Below are 23,877 nucleotides of genomic sequence, written 5' to 3'. Positions count from 1 at the left end.
CCCCGTCGAGGGGCACCGGCCACGGCTACGTCGCGGGACGTACACCCGATGTCGCCGGTCGTCGGACGACCCGGCGACGGTCGGCGGGCAGCATCGCGGCATGCCTCGGATCCCACCCACCGCCCGCAAGGCGCTGCTCACCCTGCACCTGGTCACCTCGCTGGGCTGGCTCGGCGCCGACCTGGTGCTGCTCACCCTCGGCATCGCCGTACAGCGGGGCGCCGACCCGGCCGTCTTCTACCCGGTCGGCGCGGTGGTCGGCACCGTCCTGTTCGCACCGCTCAGCGTCCTGGCCTGGCTGATCGGTGTCGTCAGCGCGCTGCTCACCCCGTGGGGCCTCCTGCGCTATCGGTGGGTGTTGGTCAAGCTCGTGATCACCACGGTGATGGTCGGGCTGGTGCTGTTCCTGCTCACCCCGAATCTGCGGCACGCCGGAGCGTTGGGCTCCGCCCTCCCCGCACGGGATCGCGCCGACCTGGTGATCGCGCCCGCGGTGTCGACCACCCTCATGATCATCGCGACGGTGCTGTCCACCTACAAGCCGTGGGGCCGCCGACAGGCCGCCCGAACGACCACACCGACCGCGCCGACACGCCGACCGTGACCGCACCCCGGCCGTGACCACACCCCGACCGCGCCGACACGCCGACCGTGACCGCACCCCGGCCGTGACCACACCCCGACCGCGCCGACACGCCGACCGTGACCACAGCACCATGATCGCGCTGTAACCACGATGTAGTGGTCTCCTGAGCGCCGTCAGGCCACTACGTCCATGATCGAGCGTGACCTTGACGGCTGCGGGCGCGCCGATCCGCTCCTGGGCGGCGCCGGGTGTTCGCCCTCAAGATCCGCGCAACATCAGGAATAGTGCTGCCTCCCGCCCGTCGGAGGCAGCAACATCCGGGATATTGCGCGGATCTTGACGCAGGGCGCGGGGCGGGGACGCGGGACGCCGGGGCGCAAGGCCCGGCCGCGAGGCCCGGGCGCGAGGCGCAAGGCCCAGGCGCGAGGCCCGGGCGCGAGGCGCAAGGCCCAGGCGCGAGGCCCGGGCGCGAGGCGCAAGGCCCAGGCGCGAGGCGCAAGGCGCAAGGCCCAGGCGCGAGGCGCAAGGCCCAGGCGCGAGGCGCAAGGCGCAAGGCCCAGGCGCGAGGCGCGAGGCGCAAGGCCCGGGCGTGAGGCGTGGGCGCGGGGCGTGGGCGCGCGGGGTCAGGCGGCGGGTGGGGGGTCGTCGGCGCGTTCCAGGGCCGGGCCCAGTCGGGTGGCCAGGGCGAGGTGGGCGGCACGGGCCTGGCGGAACGCGTACCGGAACAGTGGGGCGGGCGCGGTCAGGGTGATCTCGACGTCGATCCGGACCAGGCCGTCCGGCTCGGGGCGCAGCCGGGTGTGGTTTCGCACTGTGGTGGCCGGCCACTGGCGGGCCACCATGACGATCTCGTCGTCCTCGTTGATCAGCACGTCCGCGTGGTACGTGGTCGTGAAGCGCGCCGGGCCCACCGACAGACGGTCGTTGATCGTGTAACTGGCCTGCGCGCCGGGTCGGGGTGGCAGTCGACGGACCTGGACGATCAGGGGGTGCAGCTCGCCCTGGCGGGTCAGGTCGCTGAGCATCGCCGCCGCGTGGGCCGGCGAGCACCGGGCCTGGACGGTGTAGCTGAAGGTATCGCTCTTGAGCACACCGTCTCCCGCCGTCGATGGTCGCACGATCGTCCCCTACCGATGTCCGGCTGGCAACGCCCCGGCGGACGAACCCAGGACGACCGGACAGGGAGCTACCATTTGTCCCATTAGTGATGGATTACCCGAACGTGCTGGGGGCGGACACCATGAACGGCGACGATCCGGTGAGCGGGCACGTGATGGTCTTCGCGCCCACGCCACAGCTGACGGTGACCCTGGACCAGCCCAACGACCACCCCGAACTGCACCTGCACCCCGGTGGGCAGGGCGTATGGCAGGCCCGGATGGTGATGTCGCTCGGTGTCGACGTGGTGCTCTGCGCCGCCCTCGGCGGCGAGATCGGCCAGGTGTTGGAGCCATTGCTGGTCAGCGAGGGCGTCGACCTCAAGGTGGTGGTCCGCGACTCCGGCAGCGGCGGGTACGTGCACGACCGCCGGCGCGGGTCCCGGCAGGAGATCGCCGACGTACCCGGACAGCCGTTGAGCCGACACGAGCTCGACGAGTTGTACAACCTGGCCCTCGGCGAGGGCCTGCGGGCCGCCGTGAGCATTCTCAGCGGGCCGAACGCGCCGTGGCTCGTCCCCGCCGACCTGTACCGGCGTTTCGCGGCGGACCTCGGCGCCAACGGCGGCCGGGTCGTGGTCGACCTCTCCGGCGATCATCTCGGAGCGGTGCTGGAGAGCGGCGTGTTCTTCCTCAAGGTGAGCCACGAGGAGTTGATCCGTGACGGCCGCGCCCGCACCGACGACACCGCCGAACTGACCCGGGCCATGTACGAGTTGCACGCGACCGGTGCCGAGACGGTGGTGGTGAGCCGAGCCGACCAGCCGGCGCTCGCGCTCATCGACGGGGAGTTGTTCGAGGTCGAGATGCCCCGACTGGAGGCCGCCGACCCGCGTGGCGCGGGTGACTCGATGACCGCCGGGGTGGCCGCCATCGTGGCCGGCGGCGGAGACATCCGGACCGCCATCCGGACCGGCGCCGCGGCCGGCGCGCTCAACGTGACCCGGCACGGCCTGGGCACCGGACGGCTGGACTCGATCACCGGCCTGGTGGACCGGGTCCGTCTGGTGCCGGCGGACAGCCGGCCACAGGAGCGGACCACCCCCGATGAACTGGCCGACCGGGTGGTCGACCGATGACGGTGCGGGTGTTGATCACCAACGACGACGGGATAGCCGCGCCCGGCATCCAGGCCCTGGCCTGGGCGGCCGTGCAGCGGGGCCTGGACGTGGTGGTCGCCGCGCCGTTGGAGGAGGCGAGCGGCACCAGCGCCGCGATGAGCGCCATGGAACGGGACGGGAGGGTCGTCGTGAACGACCACCCGCTACCGGACCTGGCGGGAGTGCCGGCGTACGGAGTGGGCGGCTCCCCCGGCTTCATCACGTTGATCGCCCTGCACGGCGCGTTCGGCCCACCGCCGTCGGTGGTGCTCTCCGGCATCAACCGGGGCGCCAACGCCGGTCGGGCCGTGTTGCACTCCGGGACGGTGGGGGCCGCGTTCACCGCCGCCACGAACGGGTGCCGCGCGATGGCGGTCTCCCTCGACGTGCTCTCCGCGGGTGAGGCGACGGCGGCGAGCGGCGGCGCCGCAGTGGACGCCGCAGCCCGGGTACGGGACGCGGAGCGGCACTGGAGCACCGCCGCGCGGGTCGCCCTCGATCTCCTCCCCCGGTTGCGATCAGCGCCGCTGGAGAGCGTGCTGAACGTGAACGCGCCGGACCTGCCGCACGGACAGTTGCGCGGGGTGCGTCGCGGTGCGCTGGCCAGCTTCGGCCAGGTGCAGATGACGGTGGCCGAATCCGGTCACGGCTTCGTGCGTACCTCGTTGGAGGAGCCGGGGCAGGCCGCGCAGCCCGGCACGGACGTGGCGTTGCTGGCCGCCGGGTACGCGTCGGTGACGGCCATCCGGGCGGTCACCGAAGCGACCGACGTCGACCTGACCGGGCTGGACGAGCAGACCTGACGTGATGTCGGGCGCGCTCAGGCGCCGGGCAGCACCTCGGGGGTGGCGGCACCGGCGAAGTAGGGCTCGGGGGCACCGAACAGGCCGAGCAGGCCGGTCACCCACAGCTGCCGGTGCACGAACCGGCTCGGTTCGGTGACCACCAGCTTGACGTCGCTGACCTCGGCCGTCTGGAAGCCGGCGACCATGGCGCTGATGCCGACGGAGTCGATGAAGGTGACCAGCCTCATGTTGAGCTCGATGCGTAGGGGCCGGCCTTTCGCCAGCACCTCCGCGATCGCTTCGCGCACCTCGTACGCTGTGTCGACGTCGATCTCGCCCCGCGGGGCGATCTCCACGACACCACCGGACAGAACCGACTTCACGATCGACAGGCTCACGCGAGCACCTCCACCCGCCCGTCCCCCGGGCGCCTCATCAGTACGCGGGCCGCGACCGAGAGTATTCCTCCAACGGCCTCGGTCGCCACCCCTCGGGATGAGTAATTCGCGGATCCGAGCCAACAAAGCGACCCATATCCGTACTTTTCAGTATCTGATTACTCAACACTTTTCGTTATCTGCACCTTGTCGATCAGTCGTGACCGACGCGTCGCCGGATCAGGGTAGCCGTCCGGGCCCGGCACGCCGGACAACCGCCCCATGACGTACGCCCGTCCCGTGTGCCACCGGCGTGTCGCCCGCGCCCGCGCACCCCGATCGGCGCCCGTGGTTGCCGTTTCGTCCTAGCATCGGGCCGGGACACCCACCGCGACGGAGAGGACCTTCGATGATCAAGCGACTTGCGGGGCTGGCTGGCGTCGGCGTACTGCTCGCCCTCGTACTGGCCTGCGGTTTCGGCGGAGGCGACGGCGATGACGGCGACGACGACGACGACTTCGCGCGGGGCGTTGCCGCAGTGGCGGTGCGCTGAGGTTCCGGCGTGCCGGGTTTGCGCTCGGGCGCACCTGGGCACTGGCGGGGTAGGCGAACCGTGACGCGCTGAACAGACGCCGAGGTCCGAAGTGGCCGGCGGCTTCGGCACCCGAGGAGGTAACCATGATGTTCGGAACCAGCCTGCTGGACCGCCGCAGCAAGCCGGAGCGGATCGCGGACCAGGCCTGGGAGCACCTGCTCTCGGCCGTCAGCTCCGCCGGAGACAGCATGCGGGACACCGCACGGTCGGCCCGTCGCAACAGCAGCGACCTGGCCGACGGCGCCGGTGACCTGGTGGGCTCCGCCGCCGAAGAGGCGCGACGCCGCGCCTCGCTGGCCTTCGACGCACTGGCCGGTCGCCAGCCGGCTCTGCCCTGGACACTGCTGATCGGCGCAGCACTCGTCGGCGCGGCGGTCGGCTGGGCCGTCGGTTCCGCCGCGCGGGCCGCCGGCAGCCGGGACAACCCCTCCGTCGACGACGTGGAGTTCGTCGACGTCGACCGTCCCAACTCGCCTGCGGTCTGAGCACGTTCCCGAACCTCCGGGCCCCGTTCGACAGACGTCGATCGGGGCCCGTACCGCTGGGTCGGGGACGGGGTGGGGCCGGTCCGCCGGGTGCCGGACCCCTCAGGCGGCCCGGCGGACCGGTGCTCGGGTGGTGGTGGTGATGGTGGGGCTCACCCCGGGGGACGGGGCCGACCGGGCGGAAGCGTCGTGGCCCGGGGGACGAGCACGACGACGGGGACGGAGTTGCCCTGGCTCCACCACCCGACGCGACGGCTTCCGCGATCGAGGAACGCGATTACCGTAACCGAAATGCACTCGTGATGGAAGCGCTCCCATGGAGGAAACAGTCTCCATGTCACCCCGTCCGGGCGAAGACGGTTCACCCGGAGCGGCGGCAGATTCGACGTCGGCGGGCCTCCGGCTGCACGTCGCCGCCCGGTTAGTCACCGAAGCGCTGCACGTCGCCGCCCGGTTCGCCACCGGAGCACGGGAGGAGGACAGATGGCCATCGCGGAGATCAGCCGCACCGACCAGGACATCCAGTCCGCCGTACTCGACGAGCTGACCTGGGAACCACGGGTGCAGCCGCACGAGATCGGCGTGACCGTCGCCGACGGTGTCGTCACGCTGACCGGGCGGGTGGACAGCTACGCGAAGAAGTGGGCCGCCGAACGCGCCGCGCACCGGGTCGCCCAGGTCCGGGCGGTCGCCGACGACCTGGCCGTGCAACTGGCCACCGGCGCGGAGCGCACCGACCCCGACCTGGCCGCCGCCGCCAGCCACGCACTGGAGTGGGACGCGTTCGTACCCATCGAGAAGCTCCAGGTCACCGTCTCGACCGGCTGGGTGACGTTGCACGGCGACGTGGAGTGGGAGTACCAGCGCCGCGCTGCCGAACGGGCGGTCGGCCGACTGACCGGCGTACGCGGGGTGAGCAACGGCATCGCCGTCCAGCCGACCGCCGCGCCGGACGGTCGGAACCTGGCCGAGCGGATCGTCGACGCCCTCGCCCGAGCCGGGGCGACCGAAGCCGAACGGATCACCGTCCGGGTGCACGGTGACACGGCGGTGCTCGCCGGTCTGGTGCACTCGATGCCCGAGCGGGCCGAGGTCGAGCAGGTGGCGTGGTCCGCACCAGGCATCCGTGAGGTGCAGAACCACATCGCCGTCGCCCCGGTGCTGCGATAGGCCGACGGCACGCGCGGTGCTCAGCACGATGCGAGCGCGCCACGGCGCTGAGCGCCCTGCCTCGGCGACGCGCTGAGCGGGCGCGGAACCACCCGGGGCGGGTGAGTCCGTCTCACCCACCCCGGGAGCAGGCTGGGGGCATGAGTGATCCGAACGGGCTGATCCAACCGGGGCACGCCCCGCCCGACTTCACCCTGCCGGCCACCCCGGCCGGGGATCCGGTGGGGCCCGGGCAGTTCCGCGGGCGACCGGTGGTGCTCGCCTTCTACCCCGCCGACTGGAGCCCGGTCTGCGGTGACCAGATGTCGCTCTACCAGTCGGCGGCACCCGTCTTCGCGCAGTACGACGCGGTAGTGCTCGGCGTCTCGGTGGACGGCATCTGGTCGCACCGGGCGTTCGCGGAGAGCCGGGGCATCGAGTTCCCCCTGCTGGCCGACTTCGAGCCCAAGGGCGAGGTGGCCCGTGCCTACGGCGCATACCAACCGCAGGGTGAGGCCGCCCGCGCGCTCGTGGTGCTCGACCCGGCCGGCGTGGTGACCTGGAGTCATCTCTCGCCGCCGGACGTGAACCCGGGCGCGGACGGCATCTTCGACGCGCTGGACAAGCTCGCCGCCGAACGGAAGGTGACGACCGGATGACCACGCCACTGCAGGTCACCGCCCGACTCCGGGACCCGGTGACCACCGAGGACCACATCCGCGGGCCGGCCGACGCGGCGGTCACCGTCGTCGAGTACGGCGACTTCCAGTGCCAGTTCTGCGGTGCCGCGTACCCGAACCTGCACGAGTTGCTGCGGCAGCGGGCCGACACCGTCCGGCTGGTCTACCGGTACTTCCCGATCGCCAACGTGCACCCGTACGCCGAACGCGCCGCCGAGACGGCCGAGGCCGCCGGGGTGCGGGGCCGGTTCTGGGAGATGCACGACTGGCTCTACGAGCACCAGGACCAACTCGACCCGGTGCACCTCTCGCTCGGTGTCGAGCAGGTCGGGTTGCCACCGGACGAGTTGAACGCCGAGGTGGAGAGCCGTACGCACGCCGACCGGGTACGCCGGGACTTCGTGGGCGGCATCCGAAGCGGGGTGAACGGCACCCCGACCCTGTTCGTCAACGGCGTCCGACACGACGGCGGCTACGACCTGGCCGACCTGTTGACCGCCGTGGACGCGGCCGGCGACGCCTGACCGGCGACCCTCTCAGATCAGCCGCAGCTCGCGCGCCCGCCGGACCGCTTCACGCCGGCGGGTCGCGTCGAGTTTGCGGTAGATGTTGCGGACGTGTGTCTTCACCGTGTTGACGGAGAGCGACAGTTCGCTGGCGATCTCCACGTTGGACAGGATGCTCTGCAGGTAGCGCAGGATGGTCAGCTCACGCTCGGTGAGTGGCTCGTCGAGAACGCCCCGGGGCGTCGCGGTCGGCCGGGCAGTGCTCGTGCTGGCCCCCCGGACCAGGTCGCTGACCAGCGTGAAGTGCGCGGTGCCGGCGTCCAGGTGGGCGGCCAGCAGGTCCCGTACGGGTGGTGCGGCGCGGGTGAAGACCCGCCGGCAGCCCGGCGGGCCGGCGAGGTCCAGCACCTCTTCCAGGATCCGGCCGGCCCGACGACCGTCCCCGGCCCGCTCGGCCAGCACCGCGTCCAGCAGGCCCGCGTCCAGGCGTACCGGCAGGGGCCAGGCCGTGGCCGTCGGCGCCTGCCAGCCCGGCAGGGCCCGCCCGGCAGCGGCGGTGTCGCCGGCCAGCAGTTCCACCTTCGCCGCCGTCACCGCCAGCACCGGATCGGTCCCGTCGTCGGCGGTTCCGGCCAGCAGGTCACGGGCGGCGTCCAGGTCCCCCCGCTCGGCGCGTAGCTCGGCCTCGGCGGCCCGCAGGAGGCTGGTCAGTTCGGTGGCAGAGGGACTGTCGGCCAGTGCCGCGCCGGCCCGGACGAGCAGCCGCTGGCCGACCGCCGGGTCGCCGGCGTCGCGGTGCAACTGCGCCCGGCACAGGGCCGCCACCGCCGCCGCCACCGGCTCGTCGGGCGCGGCGGCGAGCCACGCCTCACCGGTACCGGCCTCGGCGTCACCGCCCCACCCGTCCGCGACACCGAACGCCGGGCCGGCGAGGGCGAGGTTGGCCACGGCCTCCTCGGGCTGGTCGCGCAGCAGCGCCACCAGGGCCAGCGCCAGGTACGCGTAGCCGCAGTCCAGCCGACCCGACCAACCCCGGCAGGGCGGCATGCCCAGCGCGTCCCGGGCCGCCTGCTCGGCCGCCCGCAGGTCACCGCGGACCGCGAGCAGCAGTGCGGCACGGCTGGCGGCGACCAGCTCGGTACGCGGCCGACCGGCCTCCCGGGCCGCCGACCGGGCCCGGACGAAGCGGGCGGCCGGCAACGCGCCGTCGGCCAACTCGACCAGCCCCAGCGCGGTGCCGGTGAACGCCCTCAGGTCCGCGTCGTCGGCCGCCGCGCCGCCACCGGTGGTGGGAGCGGAGCTCGACGGCCCGGTCGGCGCGGAGTCCGGCAGCCGGGTCGGTGTGGCGCCCCCCGGGCGGGTTCGCAGCAGTCGGGCGGCGGCGGCGCGGACCTCCGCCTGGTCGTCGGCGAGCCGGGCCACGCTCACCTCCAGCGCGGTGACCAACCGCAGGAACCGGTCGCGTCGGGGCGTGGGAAGGCCCGCGGCGTGGTCGGCCGCCACGCCCAGGTGGGCCCTCGCGGCCGGCAGGTCGGCGGCGCACACACGCTCGGCGGCACAGGCCAACGCCACCTCCGGGTCGGCGCGGACCACCTCCCCCGGTGGAGCCACGGGGGCCGGGGCGTGCGCCGGTTCGCGGTCGTAGCGGGTCAGCTCCGGCCAGTGGGCGACGAACAGGTCGCCGGCCAGGTCCCACCGGCCGGCGACCAACGCGTGCCGCAGGCCGTCGGCCGGCCGGCCGTCGCCCGCGTACCAGTCGGCGGCCCGGGCGTGCAGCTCGCGCAGGTCGTCGGCGGGCAACCGGGCCAGGTCGGCGCGGAGCAGGTCGGCGAGCAGGGGCTCGCACCGGTACCAGGCCGGGCGGGTGTCCTCCCGGTGCAGCAGGCCACCGGCCCCGGCCAGGTCGGCGAGCGCCTGCCCGGCATCGGCGCGGCCGGTCAGCGCCTCGGCCAGGTCGGCGCAGACGGTGTCGACGACCGCGGTACGGCGCAGCAGGTCCTCCTCGGCCGGTTCGAGCGTCGCGAGCACCTCCTCGTGCAGGTAGCCGGCGATCTCCGGTTGGTCGCCGCCGAACTGTCCCGCCCAGCGCTCCGGGTCGCCCTGACCGCGTACCGCCAGGGCCGCGATGCGCAGCGCGGCCGGCCACCCTCCGGTCCGCTCCCGCAGGCGGTGCACGGCAGCCGCCGGCAGCGCGGCGCCGTGCGCGGTGAGCAGGTCGGCAACCTCGTCGTCGGTGAACGCCAACTCGTCCGGGCCGATCTCGGTCAGCTCACCGGCGAGGCGGAGCCGGTGCAGCGGCAGGTGCAGCCCGGCCCGCGCGCCGATCACCAGACGCAGCCGCTGCCCGGCGTGACGCAGCAGGAACTCCAACCCGGTCAACGCGGCCGGGTCGGCGACCCGGTGCAGGTCGTCCAGGATCAGCAGCACCGGCCGGTCCGCGGCGGCGAGCGAGGCAGCCAGCGCCTCCAGGTGCTCGGGGCGCGGCGACCGGTCCGGCACCGGTCCGCTCTCCGTCGAGCCGGTCGCCGCCCGCAGCGCCGCAGCGAGGTACGACCAGAGCCGGTCACCGTCGTCGCCGACCTCCACGGACACCCACGCCGGAACCGGGCCGGACTCGGGCGGTGCCGTCAGTTCGCCGGAGTCGGGCACGACAGCACCCGGCTCGACCTGGGCCGGAGCGCCACCCAGCCGTACCCAGGACGCGAGCAACGTGGTCTTACCCCAGCCGGCCGGAGCAGCGATCCGGGTGACCGGCGCCGCGCTGCCCTCGTCCAACCGGCGCAGCAGTCGGGGTCGGGCCACCACCGGTTCCGGCGGCACTGCCGGAGTCAGCCGGGACGCCAGCAGCGGCGGCCCCACTGCCGGCTCGACCCGCACGCGATCCTGTTCCGACACCCAGCCCCACCCCCACCGCACGTTCCGCCCCCGGTCGGCGAGCGGTTACCCGGCGGAGGGCGGTTCACCCCTTCCGGGCGAGCACGCTTCACCCGACCGGGACCGAGGATCGGGGGACGTGGACGGGGAGGACCTGTGGGACCGATGGGACGGCTGGCGCGGGCGGTGCGCGTGCTGCGCGTACCCCGGTGGGTGGGTTGGTCGGGCGCGGACGGCGCTGCGACCGCGCGGGGCCGGACCGGCGCGGACGGCGATCCTGGCGTGTCGGCCCGGTGGGAGGTGGTGACCGTCGACCGGCCGCCCGAGCAGGTGCTTCCGGACGGGCGCTGGCCCGAGCCACTGCACCGACTGGACGGCGCGATCGAGGTCCGGGTACGCCCGGCGCCCGGCGACCGGGGCACGGAGCTGGCCGCCCGGCCCCTGACCGGCGGACCCCCGCCCGCCGGGTTGGCCGCGCACCTGGTGGGCGACGACCCGGCTCTGCTGGTACGCCGGACGTTGCGCCAGGTCAAGCAGCGCGTGGAGGCCGGCGAGGTGCTGCGCGCGGACCGGTCCGCGCTGGACCGCCCCGAGGCGCGCGGGTGAGGGCCCTGTGCTGGGTGGCGGCCGACGAGGTGGCGGTACGCGAGGTGCCCGACCCGGAGCTGCGCAACGAGCGGGACGTCATCGTCCGCGTTCGGCGCAGCACCACCTGCGGCGGTGACCTGCCGCTGCTGGCCGGCCGGGACCCGCTGCTGCGGGCCGGTGACGTGCTCGGGGCCGAGTTCCTGGGCGAGGTGGTCGAGGTCGGGCCCGCGGTGCGCCGGCACCGGGCCGGCGACCGGGTGGTCGTGGCCGCGAGCGTCGCCTGCGGGGGCTGCTGGTACTGCCGTCAGGGCCTGCACTCCTGCTGCGACAACGGCAGCGCCGAGCCGGCGAGCGCGGACCCCGACGGGGGGCGCTCCGACGCCGGCTGCTTCGGCCGGCCCCGGGCGGCGGGCGGGTTCGTCGGCGGTCACGCCGAGTACGTGCGGGTGCCGTACGCCGACGTGGGCGCGTTCGGGGTGCCGGACGGGGTCGACGACGACCGGGCGGTGTTCGCCGCCGACGCGGCGCCGACCGGGTGGCTAGCGGCGGAGGTGGGGGCGGTGCGTCCTGGCGACGTGGTGGCGATCTGGGGCGCCGGGGCGGTGGGCCAGCTGACCGCCCGGGCGGCGGTGCTGCGCGGCGCCGCCCGGGTGCTGGTGGTCGACCGTCACGAGCAGCGGTTGCGGATGGCCGAGCGGCACTGCGGCGCGGAGCCGTTGGACTACGGTCGCACCGACGTCGCGGTGGAGCTGCGCGACCGCAGCGGTGGACGTGGTCCGGACGTGTGCGTGGTGGCGGTCGGCACGCCGCCGGCCCGATCGCTGATCGACCGGTTCGGTGGCCACACCGCCGACCGACCGGACGCCCTGCGGGAGGCAGTGCACGCCTGCCGCAAGGGCGGTGTGGTGGTGGTGCTCGGCGCGACCGGCGGCTTCGTCGACGCGTTCCCGCTGGGCACGGTCACCGACCGGCGGCTCACGCTGCACGGGGTACGCCGGCCGGACCTTCGCGACGTGCCGATGCTGCTGGACCGGATGGCCCGCGACGAGCTGCGTACCGAGCATCTGGCCACCCACCGGCTGCCGCTGGAGCAGGCCGCCCACGGGTACGCGTTGTTCCGGGACCGGGCCGACGGTTGTGTACGGGCCGTGTTCACGCCCTGACGGCCTCTTCGTGATCTGCCGTCGGGGGCCGCGAATGGCAGACTCCGGGGATGACTGGGGAGCGGACGTACGACGTGGTGCTGTTCGGGGCGACCGGGTTCACCGGCGGTCTGACCGCTGAATACCTGGCCCGGCACGCGCCGGCCGGGCTGCGCTGGGCGCTGGCCGGGCGCAACCAGCAGCGTCTCGCCGCCGTCCGGGACCGGCTCGCGGCGATCGACCCGGCGCTGGCCGAGTTGCCGCTGCTGACCGCCGACGTGACCGACGCGGGCTCGCTGCGCGCGGTCGCGGAGAGCGCCCGGGTGGTGGCCAGCACGGTCGGCCCGTACATCCACCACGGGGAGCCGCTGGTCGGGGCCTGCGCCCGGGCCGGCACCGACTACCTGGACATCACCGGCGAGCCGGAGTTCGTCGACCTGATGTACGTGCGCCACCACGACGAGGCGACCCGCACCGGGGCGCGGCTGGTGCACGCCTGCGGGTTCGACTCGATCCCGCACGACCTGGGGGCCTGGTTCACCGTCAGGCACCTGCCCGCCGACGTGCCGATCACCGTGGACGGTTACGTGCGCGCCGGTGGTCGGTTCTCCGCCGGCACGTACCATTCCGCGCTCACCGCGTTCTCCCGCACGGCACAGGCCAGCCGGGCCGCCCGGGACCGCCGTGCGGTCGAGCCGCGCCCCACCGACCGCCGGGTCCGGGCGGTACCCGGCCGGCTGGCCCGCTCCGCCGAGCTGGGCATCTGGACCGTCCCGCTGCCGACCATCGACCCGCAGGTCGTCCGCCGATCGGCGGCGGCCCGCCCGGAGTACGGCCCGGACTTCCGTTACCGGCACTTCGCGGCGGTGAGGCGGCTGCCCACCGTGCTGGCCGGCGCGGCCGGGCTCGGCGCGCTGATCGGGCTGGTGAAGGTGCCACCCAGTCGACGGTGGCTGCTTGGTCGACTGGCCTCCGGGCAGGGCCCGACCCCCGAGCAGCGGGCCGCGTCCTGGTTCCGGGTGCGGTTCGTCGGCACCGGGGGTGGGCGGCGGGTGGTCACCGAGGTGGCCGGCGGCGACCCGGGCTACGACGAGACGGCGAAGATGCTCGGTGAGTCGGCGCTCTGCCTGGCGCTCGACGACCTGCCGCCGACCGCCGGTCAGGTCACCCCGGTCACCGCGATGGGCGACGCGCTGCTCGACCGGCTCGTCCGCGCCGGGCTCACCTTCCGGGTGCTGGACCCGTCGGCTTGACCCTCGACCGGGTCGAGGGGGCAGGATGCCCAGCGTGAGCGACCTGCACAGCATCGGTGAGCTGGCCCGGGCCAGTGGCCTGACCGTCAGCGCCCTGCGCTTCTACGACTCGGCGGGAGTGCTGGAACCGGCCCTGGTCGACCCGGTGACCGGCTACCGCTGGTACACCGACGAGCAGATCGCGCCGGCCCGCCTGGTGGCCGGGCTGCGCCGGATCGGCATGCCGGTGCCGGAGATCGCCGCCGCGGTACGCGCCGAGCCGGCCGCGGTGCACCTGTTGCTCGACGCGCACCTGCGTCGGCTGGTCGACGGGCTCGCCGACGCCCGCCGTGAGGTGACCCGACTCCGGACGCTCGTCGACCCGGCACCGCAGACCAGCACCACCGTGCTTTTCTCCCCCGCCGACCTGGCCGCCGCGCTCGACGCGGTGCGCTTCGCCGTCGGCGCCGACCCGGAGCTGCCGATGCTCTCCGGCGTGCTGCTCGACGTGGAGTCCGACGGGGTGCGGCTGGTCGCGACCGACCGGTACCGGCTCGCGCTGGCGCGGGCCCGGGCCGACGTCGACGGTCCGCCGGTGCGGGTGTTCGCACCCGTCGATCTCGTCGACCGGATCCGGGCGCTGCTCACCGCCGCCGACGCCCGGCCGGTGCGGCTGACCGTGGCGGGCGCGGACCTGCGGGTGCTGGTGGCCGGGCGGACCCTGGCCGGCAGCGCCCTGCCGTACGACTTCCCGGACTACCGCCGACTGGTGCGCCAGGCCGTCGGCGAGCGACCCACCGCCCGCCGCATCCCGGTGGACGTGGCGGCGCTGCGCGCCGCGCTGGCCGACCCGGCGGCGCCCACTGTCGCCCGCGACCACGACGGCACGGCGCGCGCGGTCACCGTGCTCGGCGTCGACGACACCGGCGACCTGCGGCTGCTCCCGGACACCGAGCTGACCTCGGAGGCGCTGCTGGTCGGGGTGGACGGCGGCTACCTGCTGGACGCGTTGAACGCGGCCGGCGGGCCGCAACTGGTGCTGGAGTTGGACGGGCCGATCGGCCCGCTGGCCGTACGCCGTCCGGACGACGCGGACACCTATTCGGTGCTGATGCCGATCCGGCTGTAGAAATCCCTCGCGCTCCCCGTCCCCGGGTGAAAACGTGCGCGACGGTAGCATCTGATGGTTCACCAGTGAACCCCGGACGGAGGCGTACGGAGCAGCATGCTCGACATGGAGTTGATCCGGAAGGATCGCGAGGCGGTGGCGACCGCGTTGGCGAAGCGACTGGATCCCGCCGAGGTCACCCGATCCCTGGACGAGATCCAGCGGCTCGACCAGGAACGACGCGCGCTGATCACGGAGATCGACGCCGAGCGGCAGCGCCGCAAGGCGGAGGCCCGGGCGTACGCGCTGGCGTTGCGTGCCGGTGAGGAGCCGCAGGTCGTCGCACCCGACGCCGAGCGTCGACAGCTCGCCGACCTGGAGTCCCAGCTGGACGAGGTGCAGGCCCGGCTGCGCGACGCGATGAGCGAGCTGCCCAACCTGCCCAGCGACGACGTCGTGGCCGGCGGCAAGGAAGCCAACCGGGTCGTGAAGACCTTCGGCGAGCCGCCGGTGATCGAGAAGGTCCGCGACCACGTGGAGCTGAGCCGGGCGCTGGGCCTGGTCGACTACGAGCGCGGGGTCAAGCTCGGTGGGTCCGGTTTCTGGATCTACACCGGCATCGGCGCCCGGCTGGAGTGGGCGCTGCTCAACTACTTCGTCGACCAGCACATCCGGGCCGGTTACGAGTTCCTGCTCCCGCCGCACCTGTTGCTGGACTCGGCCGGCTTCGCCGCCGGGCAGTTCCCCAAGTTCTACGACGACGTCTACCACCTCGATTCGGCGTCCGCCCCGCGTGGCCAGTTCCTGCTGCCGACGTCGGAGACGGCGATCCTCGGCGCCTACCAGGACGAGATCCTGGAGACCCCGAAGCTGCCGTTGAAGGCGTTCGCGTACACCCCGTGCTACCGGCGGGAGTCGGCCGGCTCGCACTCCGACGAGCGCGGCACCGTGCGCGGGCACCAGTTCAACAAGGTGGAGATCTTCCAGTTCACCCTCCCGGAGCAGGCCGACGCCGCTCTGGAGGAGATGCTCGCCCACGCGGAGAGCCTGGTCGAGGGGCTGGGCCTGCACTACCAGCGCACGTTGCTCTCGGCGGGTGACGCCAGCGCCTCGATGAAGAAGACCCTCGACATCGAGGTGTGGATGCCGAGCACCGGCAAGTACAAGGAGGTGTCGTCGGTCTCCTGGGCCGGTGACTACCAGGCGCGTCGCGCCGCCATCCGTTACCGCGAGCCGGGCGGCAAGCAGACCCGTTTCGTGCACACGCTCAACGGCTCGGCGCTGGCTACCAGCCGGCTCTTCCCGGCCATCCTGGAGCAGTACCAGCAGGCCGACGGCAGTGTCCTGGTCCCGAAGGTCCTGCAGGAGCGCCTGGGCACCGACCGGCTGACCCCGCTGCGCTGAATCAGCCGGCGGCGGGGCTGGTGCGGATCGCACCAGCCCCGCCGCCGTCGTTTCGGGCCCCGGGTGTCAGACCGTGGTCGGTCCCGACGGTTCAGGCACCGAACGCCTCCACGGAGGTCAGCCGGGCGTCACCGGGCTGCCAGTCGGCGACGGCGACCGCGAGGTACCGCCCGGAGGACGTGGTGGTGACGGTGGTCTCGGGTTTCGGCTTCGGGACCGAGGCGACCGTCGCGTAGCTGAGCCCGTCGGCCGAGGTGGACACGGTGATCGGTCGCCGCCGACCGGGAGTCCAGGTCAGGCGGACCGAGGCCAGTTCCCGGAGCGATCCGAGGTCGATCACCAGGCGGCCGTTCGGGCCGGGTTGCCAGGCGGTCCCCGGGTCGCCGTCGACGACGGCCGACGGGTCGGTCATGCCCGCCGGCAGCGGTGACGTCGGGTAGGTCGTCCGGGACCGGGCCAGGTCGCTGGTCGGTGTCACCGTCGCACCCGCGAACGCGACGTCCTTGCGGTGTCCGGCGGGAACCGTCACGCGCTGTCGGACGCCGCCGGACGCGGACTCCACCTGCACCTTGACGATGTGCCCGGCGGGTGCGGTGATGCGGACGTGGTGCGAGTCGGTGACGTCGAAGCGGGTACCGGCGGGGATCGCCTTCTCCGGCTGTGCCGCGGTCACGGTGAACCGGGGCGGCTCGACGCGTGCGGTCGCGGCGGCGAGGTCGACCTGGTAGGTGGTGGTTCCCGATCCGGTGACCTGGCTTCCGTGGTAGAGCCGCAGCGTGGCGCGCTGCGGAAGCGTGACGGCCGCCGTGGTGATGGCGTCGCCGGACAGGTTGAACAGGCTCAGGTAGCCGTCCGCGTCACTCACCCGCAACGCCTCCGGACCACCGCTGGGCAGGGTCCGAGACGCCGCGGCGGCCAGGGCCGACCGGTTCGCGCCCGCGTACCCCTCGACGAGCAGCCGGGTGCTGCCGGTGGCCGGTCCGCTGGACAGGGTGACGGTGGTGGCGGTCACGGTGATCGGGTTCTGGGCGTTGTGGACCACCAGACCCGCTCGTCCGTCGACGTCCAGCCAGGAGCCGGCGATGGTCGGGCTGTCCGGCACGACCGCCGCGTCGGTCCAGGTGGTGCCGTCGAGCGAGGTCTGGATGACGTAGCGGGTGCCGTACGCGGCTTCCCAGTCCAGGCGTACGCCGCTGATGTCGACGGAGTCGCCGAGGTCGACGGCGAGCCAGCTGTCCGCGCGGGCGCGTTCCTCCCGGGCGACCGCCCAGCGGGTGCCGGGGTTGCCGTCGGTCGCCCGCGCCGCGGGGTAGGCGGGGTCGGCGGACGAGGCCGTGGTGGGCCGGCCGGTGGCGAGGTCGACCCCGTCGGCGTTGAGCACGGCGAAGGCGAACAGCGAGTAGCCGTACTGGGTGGCGGCGGATCGTCCGAGCATCCGTACGTGCCGGGCGGCACGGGGGGCGAAGCTGATCTGGTCGGTGCCGCCGTCGCCGACGCCCGATTGTCCGGCCAGGGTGACGGACCCCTGTTCGCCGGTGAAGGTACGGGTGCCGGTGAGCCCGGGGACGCCGGGCATGTTCAGGTTGAACAGTGTGAACACGCCCTCGTCGGCACCGGTGCCGGTGGTGGCGTACACGACCGTACCGGTGGGCAGCGTGACGTATCCGGCGGTGCCGCCGGCGACGCGCAGGACGGTCGCCGTGGCGTCGACACCGTCCCGGGCCACTGTGTACGCGGCGGAGGTGCGGCCGAGGACCGGCGCGGACTGCCTCGGCAGCAGCGCGGCGGCCCGGGTGTCGAACAGCCAGTTGTCGTGGGCGGGGGCCCACTGGAACGAGACGAATCCGGTCTTGCTGACCGCCGCGGCGAAGGCGGCCGGGGTCTGGTGGGCGGTCAGCCCGGCCTGCGACCCGAAGTCCCGGGTGCCCGCCGCCGCCGCGAAGAACGTGCTGCTGGCGACCGGCTGGACCACGCCGCCGTTGGCCGCCCGCCAGGCGTGGAAGAGGTAGCTGATGGCGACCTCGGCCCGGGCTTCGGGCTCGTACTTCGGCTCGCCGCTGAACTTGGTGAGCCGGTTCTCGGGCGGGTAGTTCAGGTAGGGCATGAGCCGCTCGGCGAGGTCCGCCTCGGCCCGGGCGGCGTGCCGGTCACCCTGGACCTGCGCGAGGAAGCTGAGCGGCAGGACGTCACGGCCGTACAGGTGGTAGCGGTCCGCGACCATCGGCATGAAGGGTTCGCCGGCGTCGCTGGCCATCAGCCGCATGGTCCGCCACAGCTGGTCGCCGTTGGGCTGCCGGGACAGCGCCTCGGGGAGCGGTTGGCCGGCGGTCAGGAAGTGCGCCGCGGTACGACCCGCGGTCCGCCACAGTTCTTCCTGGTAGTGCGGGCCGAAGGAGCCGTGGTTCTCGACGAGGAACGTGTCGTGGATGTTGTGGGCGGTGTTCCAGTCGGCGACCGCCCGCCCGTCGACGAGGGCGGGGTTGGCGCGGTCGGCTGCCGGTAGTCCACTCGCGTTGAGCGTCCACATCGAGAACCGCTCGTGCCACGCCGCGGCGGCGGGGTCGTCCGACGCCCAGGCCAGGCCGGGCGCGATCGCCTGGGCGTAGACCCCCATCTCCTCGAGCTTGGTGTCACCGACCCAGCCCCCGGTGCGACCGTTCGGCGTCCAACTGCCGCTGAGCGGGTCGTTACCGGTGCCGAGGGAGTGGGCGTACGCGGCCTGCCCGCGGGCGATGCGGTCGACGTTGGTGCGGGTCACCTCGTCCAGGTCGGACCAGAGCAGGCGGGCGGCCAGGACGAAGTACAGCTCGAAGGTGCTGTCCCAGAACAGCTGCCGACCCCACTCGGTGCCACCGGTGAGTCGGTTGGTGGCCGCGAACCGGCGGATGGTGGCGATGGTGCGGGCGTGCAGCGTGTCCCGGTCGACGCCGGTCACCGCCGGGTCGTACCCGGGCGAGATGAGCAGGACCGCGTTACCGAGGACGACCGCGAACCTGAAGTCCGCGAGGCGGTACGCGTTGATCGCCGGATCCCACTGCTCCTCGGCCCATCGGGTGTGGGCGAGCAGCAGCGCGTGGTAGGTGTCGGCGACCGGGCCGGTGGCCGCAGCCGGTGGCGTGGTGGCGGCCGGCGCGGCCTGGGCGGCGGCGGGTCGGGTGACGGCGAGTCCAGCGCCGACGGCGCTGCCCAGGATGAGGAGCCGCCGCCTGCTCAGCTCGAATTCGGATATGCGCATGGTGGTCCTTCGGTGTGACAACGTTGTCCGACAGACTCCGACGATCTTTTCCCGATGTCAAGACCATCATCGCTACCCCGGGTCGCCGCGCCCCGGGCAGTTGATCATGGGGTTAACGACCCTGTCCCGGGCGCGTCGGGACGACAACGTCATGATCAACGGAGGCTGGGGTGGGGCGGTGGGCGCGCCTCCGCAGGAGGGCGGTCAGAAGCAGCAGGGCCAGAGCGGCCAGCAGCAGCGCCGGGCCGATCCGGTCCAGGGCGTCGGCCAGGGTTCGCTGGATGTGGGCGGCCGTCCGGATGACCGGATCGTGCAGGGCGTCGCGTCGGCCGGCGGCCAGGCGTAGCTCGTACCAGCCGTACCAGGCGACGTAACCACCGGTCACCAGCAGCATCAGACCGCTGAGCCGGGGCACCAGCGCGCCGGCGACACGCAGCCGGGCCACCAGCCCGTCGCGCAGCAGCGCCACACCGAGCGCGGCGACCGCGACCACCAGACCCATCCCGAGCGCGTACGCCCCGAACAGCGCCAGCCCACGACCGGTCGAGCCGGCCTGGAGGCTCGTCACCACGATCGCCAGGAACGGGGCGATGGCGCAGCCCAGCGACGCCAACGCGTACGCCGCGCCGAACAGGACCATCGACGGCCAGGAACGGGTCAGCCGGGGCGCACGCGCCGACCAGCCGGGGCTGGGCAGTCGCCGTCCGGCGAGCAACCAACAACCGACCAGCACCAGCAGCACACCGAGCGTCACCGTCAGCCACGGCAGGCGGGGCCGCAGCCAGCCGGCCAGCGGCGCGAGCGCCAGGCCGAACGCGCCGAAGACCAGCACGTACCCCACTGTCAGCCCGGCCGCCGCGGTGAGCGCGCGGCCGACCGCGCCGCGGGTGTCCGACGCTCCGGCGACCAACAGCGAGAGGTACGCGGGCAGCAACGCGAAGCCGCACGGGTTGACCGCGCCGAGCATGCCGGCGGTCAGCGCGAGCAGCAGCGCGGCGGTCACGCCCCGGCCAGGGCGGCGACGCGGGCGCTGAGCGCCTCGCCGTCCAGGAATCCCCGGTGCACCACCGCTCCGGTCCGGTCGATGATCACGAAGATGCTCTGTTCGGTGACCTTGAACCGCTTCCAGAGCGCGCCCTTGCGGTCGTCGACCTGGGTCGTCCCGGTCAGCTCGAACTCGGTGACGAAGTCCTTCATGGCCCGCTGCTCACCCAGCCCGGCGACGCCGACGATCGGCACCGTGTCCCGGTACTTCGGCGCGATCTCGGCCACCGTCCACGCCTGACTGGCGCAGGTGGCGCACCACGGCGCCCAGAACCACAGCACCACCGGCCTGCCGGCGAACTGCGCCGCGTCGAACGCGGCGCCGGTGAGGGTGGTCCCGGTGAAGCGCAGAACGTCCGGGACCTGCGCCGGAGCGGCGGGTGGTCCGCCGCTCGGCGTGGCCGGTGCCCCGGTCGGCGTGGCCGGCGAGCCGGTCGAGGCCGAGGGCGATCCGGCGGCGGCGGGCCCACCCGGCGCGGTGCCGGTGCAGGCGGCGACACCGAACAGGGCCGTGACGAGCGCACCGGCGGTGACGACGCGGCGCAGCCGCCCGACCCCGGCCCGGCGACGCACCCGCCCGACCGATCCCTCCGCCATGCCGATCCGCATCCGCTTCTCCGTTCCGGTCCGGAAGGGACCTCTGCTGGACCTCGGGGCTTCCCTACTCGGCCTTGGCGAGGCGCAGAGCCAGCTCCGGGCACACCTTGACCGCCTTCAACGCGCCCTCGCGCAGCCAGGTCGGCACGGGGGTGGCCGGGAAGGCCGGGTATCCGTTCGCGTCCAGCCGGATGAAGTCCGGTACGACGTGCGCACACAGGCCGTGCCCGTCACAGCGCGACCAGTCCAGGGTGAGCTTCTGCGGGTTCGCGTCCGGCGCGCCCGGCAGCCCCATCACGCCCTTGACCCGTCGGCCGCAGCCGTCGCCGGTGCTGTGCAGCCGCAGATCCTCGGCGAAGACCTCGATCGCGGAGAGCGCGAACCGGGCGGTGCCGTCCGGGTGGCTGCACGCGCCCCGGCCCCTCACCTCGCCGGCGGCGGCCCGCACCACGTCCGCCGGTTGGCTACCGGCCACGGCCAGGTCCACCGCGCGGGCGAGGTCGGGCAGGCCCATCTTGCAGGGTCCGCACTGGCCGGCGGACTCCCCGGCCAGGTACCGCACCACCTGCGCGGCCTCACCGAGCGGGCAGGTGTCGACCCCGACCGGGACGATGATGCCCGCGCCGAGGGTGCCGCCGACCGCGGCCAGTCCCTTGCGGGACACCTCGGCCTTCTCCGCCGCCTCCGGAGTGATCCACTTGCCGTGGTAGCCGCCCATCAGGATGCCCTGCACGTCCGGGACCTCGCACAGGTCGAGGACGTCACGCAGCGGCATGCCGGCGGTGCACTCCACCACGGCCGGTCGACCGGCCGCGCCGGTCACGGTGAGCAGCACGGTGCCCGGCTCGTCGTCGGTGCCGAGGGCCGCGTACTCGTACGGGCCGAGTCGGGCGCCGACAGCGAGTTGGGCGTACGTCTCGGCGTTGGACAGCAGGGTGGGCAGGCCGCTGACCCCGGAGTCGCTGGAGCGCTTCTTGGTGCCGGGCGGGATGTGCGGCAGCCCGTTGATGCCGTTGACGAGCGCACCGCCCTCACCGGAGATGAACCGGTGCGGCACCGTCACGATCGTCGTCATCACCGGCATCCGGCGCTCTTCGAGGGCCTCCATCAGCGAGTCCTTGCCGACCCCGTCGTCGGCCACGCCGATGACGATCTCGTCGGCGTCCAGCGCGTACGCGGCCAGCGCCGCGCCGTCCAGGATCAGGTGCGGTGCGCGGGTCAGCAGCACCTTGTCCTTCCAACTGGCCGGCTCACCCTCGGTGGCGTTGACCACCACGACGGCGGCGAGGTCCTGCCGTTCGCAGGACTCCAGCACCGCGCGCATCTTGCGGGCGAACGGGAAGCCCGCACCGCCCTTGCCCTTGAGCTGCATGCCCTCGGCGAGCCGGAGCAGCTGCGCCGGCTCCATCGGCCCGATCGGCCCGTGCACCTCCTCGTGCGCCGCCAGGTCGAGTCGTCCGTACTCGGCGAAGCCCGCGGTGAGCCGCGGCTCACCCACACAGGCCACCGGTGGCACAGCCGTCCGCATCACTTGGCCTCACCCCGCAGCCCGGCCCAGTACGCCCCGTCCACCGCGTCGGCGCTGGCCTTGCGGCGCTTGGCGGAGCGGCCCTCCCCGGCGGCCCGCTTGGCGCGGCGCGAGGCCAGGTCGACAAGGGTCGGCGTGTCGTCGACCGGCGGTTCCTCGTCCGGCACGTACCGGGCCGGCGGACGCCAGTAGTCCGGCTCCTCCGGCAGGTCGTCCTCCGCGCTGTGCCGGCCGCTGCCGCTGCGCGGCGTCGCCGAGATCGGGCTGCTGGAGATCGGTTCGGCGGAGACCGGGCCGGCGGAGATCGGCTCGGCGGCCTGCCACCGGCGCGGGCTGTCCCACGGCTCCTCGGGCTCGGCCGTCGGCAGCGGTGGGGCCGAGTACCTGCTGTCCTCGTCCTCGCGGCGGGACCGTCGGGTGGGCCGCTCGACGTCCGACTCCTCGGCGCGTCGCCGGCGGGTCGGAGCCTCCTCGTCCCGGGTACGCGAGCCGCGCCGCCGGGCCACCGGCGCCAACTCCTCCTCGTCGCGCCGGCGGACGCCGGTCTCCTCGACACTGCGGCGGGTCGACCGGCGGGTGGTGGGCTCCGCCTCGTCGCGCCGGCTGCGGGACGTCCGTTCGGTGTCGCGGCGGGCGGCCGGTTCCTCGTCGCGTCGACGTCGGCTGGGCCGGGTGGGCTCCACGAGGGAGCCGGGCTCGGGCACCACCGGAACGGTGAACCGTTCCGGGTCACGCCGTGCGGCCGGCGCGGCCCAGGTGGCGGTGGTGGTGTCCGCCCAGGCGGGACGCTTGTCGGCGGTCTTGCTGCGGCGCCCCAGCCCGGCAAGCAGCGTCCGGGCGGTCTTCGCCTCCTCGGCCCGCCCGGCCATCACCGCGTTGCGCACCGCCGACTGGTGCTGTTCGCGGCTGCGCCGACCGATGCTGACCGAGAGCCGCACCAGCAGGGCCAGCACCACGAGCAGGATGCAGCCCAGGTAGCTGAACATCACCCAGGGCGCCGCGGCCCGACCGGCGTTGAGGCCGTGCAGCACGGCGAAGGGCCAGGCCAGGTACGCGACGGAGTGCAGGGCGCGCCACAGCCACTTCGGACCGACGTCGGCGAAGCGGGCCCGGATGATCCCGGTCCAGATCACGCTGACCATGAGCAGGGCGGCCACCGTGCCGAGGCCGATGTAGAGCCCGCGGCCGCCGACGAACGGCACCACCGCGTCGGTCGCCGCCGCCCGGCCGGTGGCGATCTTGGTGAGGACGTGGAATCCGAGCCCGGCTACGCCGAGCACGCCGGTGGCGCGGTGCGCCGACTGCATCAGCACCCGGTGCGGGATGCGCAGCACCAGCCGGTCGGTGGCGAGCAGACCGAGCATCACGGTCAGGCTCAATGCCACCAGGGAGATCACCCCGGCGAAGAACTCGGTGAAGAAGAAGCCGTACGCGTACGCCTTCTGTCCGGCGCCGGTCAGCATGATCGCCGCCCAGAGCGCGGTGAGCGCCGACGCGATCAGCATGCCGACCGCAGGCCGCGACGGGGTTCGCACCCCCCGACTGCTGGCGCTGGTCCGGACGGTCGCCGCCTTCTTGTCCTGCTGTGCCCGGGCCATCTGCTCCTCGATCGTCTCGCGGCGGCGTACCACCGGCCGACCCCTGCTCCCCCATCCAGTACGGACTGACGGGGCGCGCGGATCACCCGCCGCGGAAAATTTCTGGG

The 23,877-nt window shown here is 73.8% G+C and carries 21 protein-coding genes; 13 read left to right on the top strand and 8 right to left on the bottom strand.

Translation table 11 applies throughout. The annotated features are described in order from the left end of the window. Window positions 1-100 precede the first annotated feature (100 nt). Window positions 101-604, top strand: coding sequence for a hypothetical protein (locus GA0070612_RS13525; protein WP_088988213.1), 504 nt, complete (start codon window positions 101-103; stop codon window positions 602-604). Between the two features lie 605 nt (window positions 605-1,209). Here the strand turns inward: GA0070612_RS13525 and GA0070612_RS13520 are convergent. Continuing rightward, on the bottom strand, window positions 1,210-1,677 hold the full coding sequence (locus GA0070612_RS13520; protein WP_088988212.1) for an SRPBCC family protein: 468 nt from the start codon (window positions 1,675-1,677) through the stop codon (window positions 1,210-1,212). Between the two features lie 182 nt (window positions 1,678-1,859). Here GA0070612_RS13520 and GA0070612_RS13515 point away from each other — a divergent pair, with 182 nt between their 5' ends. Together GA0070612_RS13515 and surE are read left to right on the top strand one after the other, a co-directional pair. After that, window positions 1,860-2,822, top strand: coding sequence for a PfkB family carbohydrate kinase (locus tag GA0070612_RS13515; protein ID WP_088991480.1), 963 nt, complete (start codon window positions 1,860-1,862; stop codon window positions 2,820-2,822). Continuing rightward, the gene (gene surE, locus GA0070612_RS13510; RefSeq protein ID WP_088988211.1) at window positions 2,819-3,646 is read left to right on the top strand and encodes a 5'/3'-nucleotidase SurE; all 828 of its coding nucleotides are present in this window, start codon (window positions 2,819-2,821) and stop codon (window positions 3,644-3,646) included. The genes GA0070612_RS13515 and surE overlap by 4 nt, the downstream gene beginning before the upstream one ends. A 17-nt stretch (window positions 3,647-3,663) precedes the next feature. Here surE and GA0070612_RS13505 read toward each other — a convergent pair whose 3' ends face one another. Further along, entirely contained in the window at window positions 3,664-4,026 is a 363-nt protein-coding gene (locus GA0070612_RS13505; RefSeq protein WP_030330302.1) for an STAS domain-containing protein, read from the bottom strand. A 388-nt stretch (window positions 4,027-4,414) separates the two neighbouring features. Here GA0070612_RS13505 and GA0070612_RS31435 point away from each other — a divergent pair, with 388 nt between their 5' ends. The 5 genes from GA0070612_RS31435 (at window position 4,415) to GA0070612_RS13485 (ending at window position 7,438) form a co-directional block, all read left to right on the top strand. Then, window positions 4,415-4,558 (top strand): hypothetical protein, encoded by a 144-nt coding sequence (locus GA0070612_RS31435; protein WP_157742473.1) that lies wholly within the window; start codon window positions 4,415-4,417, stop codon window positions 4,556-4,558. Window positions 4,559-4,683: 125 nt separating this feature from the next. Next, window positions 4,684-5,085 (top strand): hypothetical protein, encoded by a 402-nt coding sequence (locus GA0070612_RS13500; RefSeq protein WP_231924553.1) that lies wholly within the window; start codon window positions 4,684-4,686, stop codon window positions 5,083-5,085. A gap of 483 nt (window positions 5,086-5,568) precedes the next feature. Beyond that, a complete protein-coding gene (locus GA0070612_RS13495) occupies window positions 5,569-6,255 on the top strand; it encodes a BON domain-containing protein (RefSeq protein WP_088988210.1) in 687 nt (228 codons plus the stop codon). 140 nt (window positions 6,256-6,395) lie between these two features. Continuing rightward, window positions 6,396-6,893 (top strand): redoxin domain-containing protein, encoded by a 498-nt coding sequence (locus GA0070612_RS13490; protein WP_088988209.1) that lies wholly within the window; start codon window positions 6,396-6,398, stop codon window positions 6,891-6,893. Continuing rightward, window positions 6,890-7,438: a DsbA family protein gene (locus tag GA0070612_RS13485; RefSeq protein ID WP_088988208.1), complete on the top strand. Its 549-nt coding sequence runs from the start codon at window positions 6,890-6,892 to the stop codon at window positions 7,436-7,438. The genes GA0070612_RS13490 and GA0070612_RS13485 overlap by 4 nt, the downstream gene beginning before the upstream one ends. A 12-nt stretch (window positions 7,439-7,450) precedes the next feature. Here the strand turns inward: GA0070612_RS13485 and GA0070612_RS13480 are convergent, their stop codons facing one another. Continuing rightward, the gene (locus tag GA0070612_RS13480; protein ID WP_088988207.1) at window positions 7,451-10,315 is read right to left on the bottom strand and encodes a helix-turn-helix transcriptional regulator; all 2,865 of its coding nucleotides are present in this window, start codon (window positions 10,313-10,315) and stop codon (window positions 7,451-7,453) included. 144 nt (window positions 10,316-10,459) lie between these two features. Between GA0070612_RS13480 and GA0070612_RS13475 the strand changes: the two genes are divergently transcribed. From GA0070612_RS13475 to serS, 5 genes are all read left to right on the top strand, one after another. Then, a complete protein-coding gene (locus GA0070612_RS13475; RefSeq protein ID WP_231924552.1) occupies window positions 10,460-10,900 on the top strand; it encodes a hypothetical protein in 441 nt (146 codons plus the stop codon). Next, window positions 10,897-12,045, top strand: coding sequence for an alcohol dehydrogenase catalytic domain-containing protein (locus GA0070612_RS13470; RefSeq protein ID WP_088988206.1), 1,149 nt, complete (start codon window positions 10,897-10,899; stop codon window positions 12,043-12,045). Before GA0070612_RS13475 ends, GA0070612_RS13470 begins: the two co-directional genes overlap by 4 nt. A gap of 50 nt (window positions 12,046-12,095) precedes the next feature. Beyond that, window positions 12,096-13,277 (top strand): saccharopine dehydrogenase family protein, encoded by a 1,182-nt coding sequence (locus GA0070612_RS13465; protein WP_088988205.1) that lies wholly within the window; start codon window positions 12,096-12,098, stop codon window positions 13,275-13,277. Between the two features lie 25 nt (window positions 13,278-13,302). Continuing rightward, window positions 13,303-14,385: a DNA polymerase III subunit beta family protein gene (locus GA0070612_RS13460; RefSeq protein WP_088988204.1), complete on the top strand. Its 1,083-nt coding sequence runs from the start codon at window positions 13,303-13,305 to the stop codon at window positions 14,383-14,385. Window positions 14,386-14,481: 96 nt separating this feature from the next. Next, window positions 14,482-15,768, top strand: coding sequence for a serine--tRNA ligase (gene serS / locus GA0070612_RS13455; protein WP_088988203.1), 1,287 nt, complete (start codon window positions 14,482-14,484; stop codon window positions 15,766-15,768). A gap of 91 nt (window positions 15,769-15,859) precedes the next feature. Here the strand turns inward: serS and GA0070612_RS13450 are convergent, their stop codons facing one another. The 5 genes from GA0070612_RS13450 to GA0070612_RS13430 all read right to left on the bottom strand — a co-directional run bounded on the left by GA0070612_RS13450 (window position 15,860) and on the right by GA0070612_RS13430 (window position 23,803). Next, on the bottom strand, window positions 15,860-19,003 hold the full coding sequence (locus tag GA0070612_RS13450; protein ID WP_088988202.1) for a discoidin domain-containing protein: 3,144 nt from the start codon (window positions 19,001-19,003) through the stop codon (window positions 15,860-15,862). A gap of 112 nt (window positions 19,004-19,115) precedes the next feature. Next, complete coding sequence (locus GA0070612_RS13445; RefSeq protein ID WP_088988201.1) at window positions 19,116-20,006, bottom strand: cytochrome c biogenesis CcdA family protein; 891 nt, start codon at window positions 20,004-20,006, stop codon at window positions 19,116-19,118. Next, a complete protein-coding gene (locus GA0070612_RS13440; protein ID WP_231924551.1) occupies window positions 20,003-20,656 on the bottom strand; it encodes a TlpA family protein disulfide reductase in 654 nt (217 codons plus the stop codon). The genes GA0070612_RS13445 and GA0070612_RS13440 overlap by 4 nt, the downstream gene beginning before the upstream one ends. A 52-nt stretch (window positions 20,657-20,708) precedes the next feature. Further along, the gene (locus GA0070612_RS13435) at window positions 20,709-22,172 is read right to left on the bottom strand and encodes an NADH-quinone oxidoreductase subunit NuoF family protein (RefSeq protein ID WP_197699369.1); all 1,464 of its coding nucleotides are present in this window, start codon (window positions 22,170-22,172) and stop codon (window positions 20,709-20,711) included. Next, the gene (locus GA0070612_RS13430; RefSeq protein ID WP_231924550.1) at window positions 22,172-23,803 is read right to left on the bottom strand and encodes a ferric reductase-like transmembrane domain-containing protein; all 1,632 of its coding nucleotides are present in this window, start codon (window positions 23,801-23,803) and stop codon (window positions 22,172-22,174) included. Before GA0070612_RS13430 ends, GA0070612_RS13435 begins: the two co-directional genes overlap by 1 nt. Between the last annotated feature and the right edge of the window lie 74 nt (window positions 23,804-23,877).

It is taken from the genome of Micromonospora chokoriensis (genome assembly GCF_900091505.1).
Taxonomy (GTDB): Bacteria; Actinomycetota; Actinomycetes; order Mycobacteriales; family Micromonosporaceae; genus Micromonospora; species Micromonospora chokoriensis.
The sequence above is the reverse complement of the archived record's forward strand: the minus strand, read 5'-3'. Positions and strand labels throughout refer to the sequence as shown.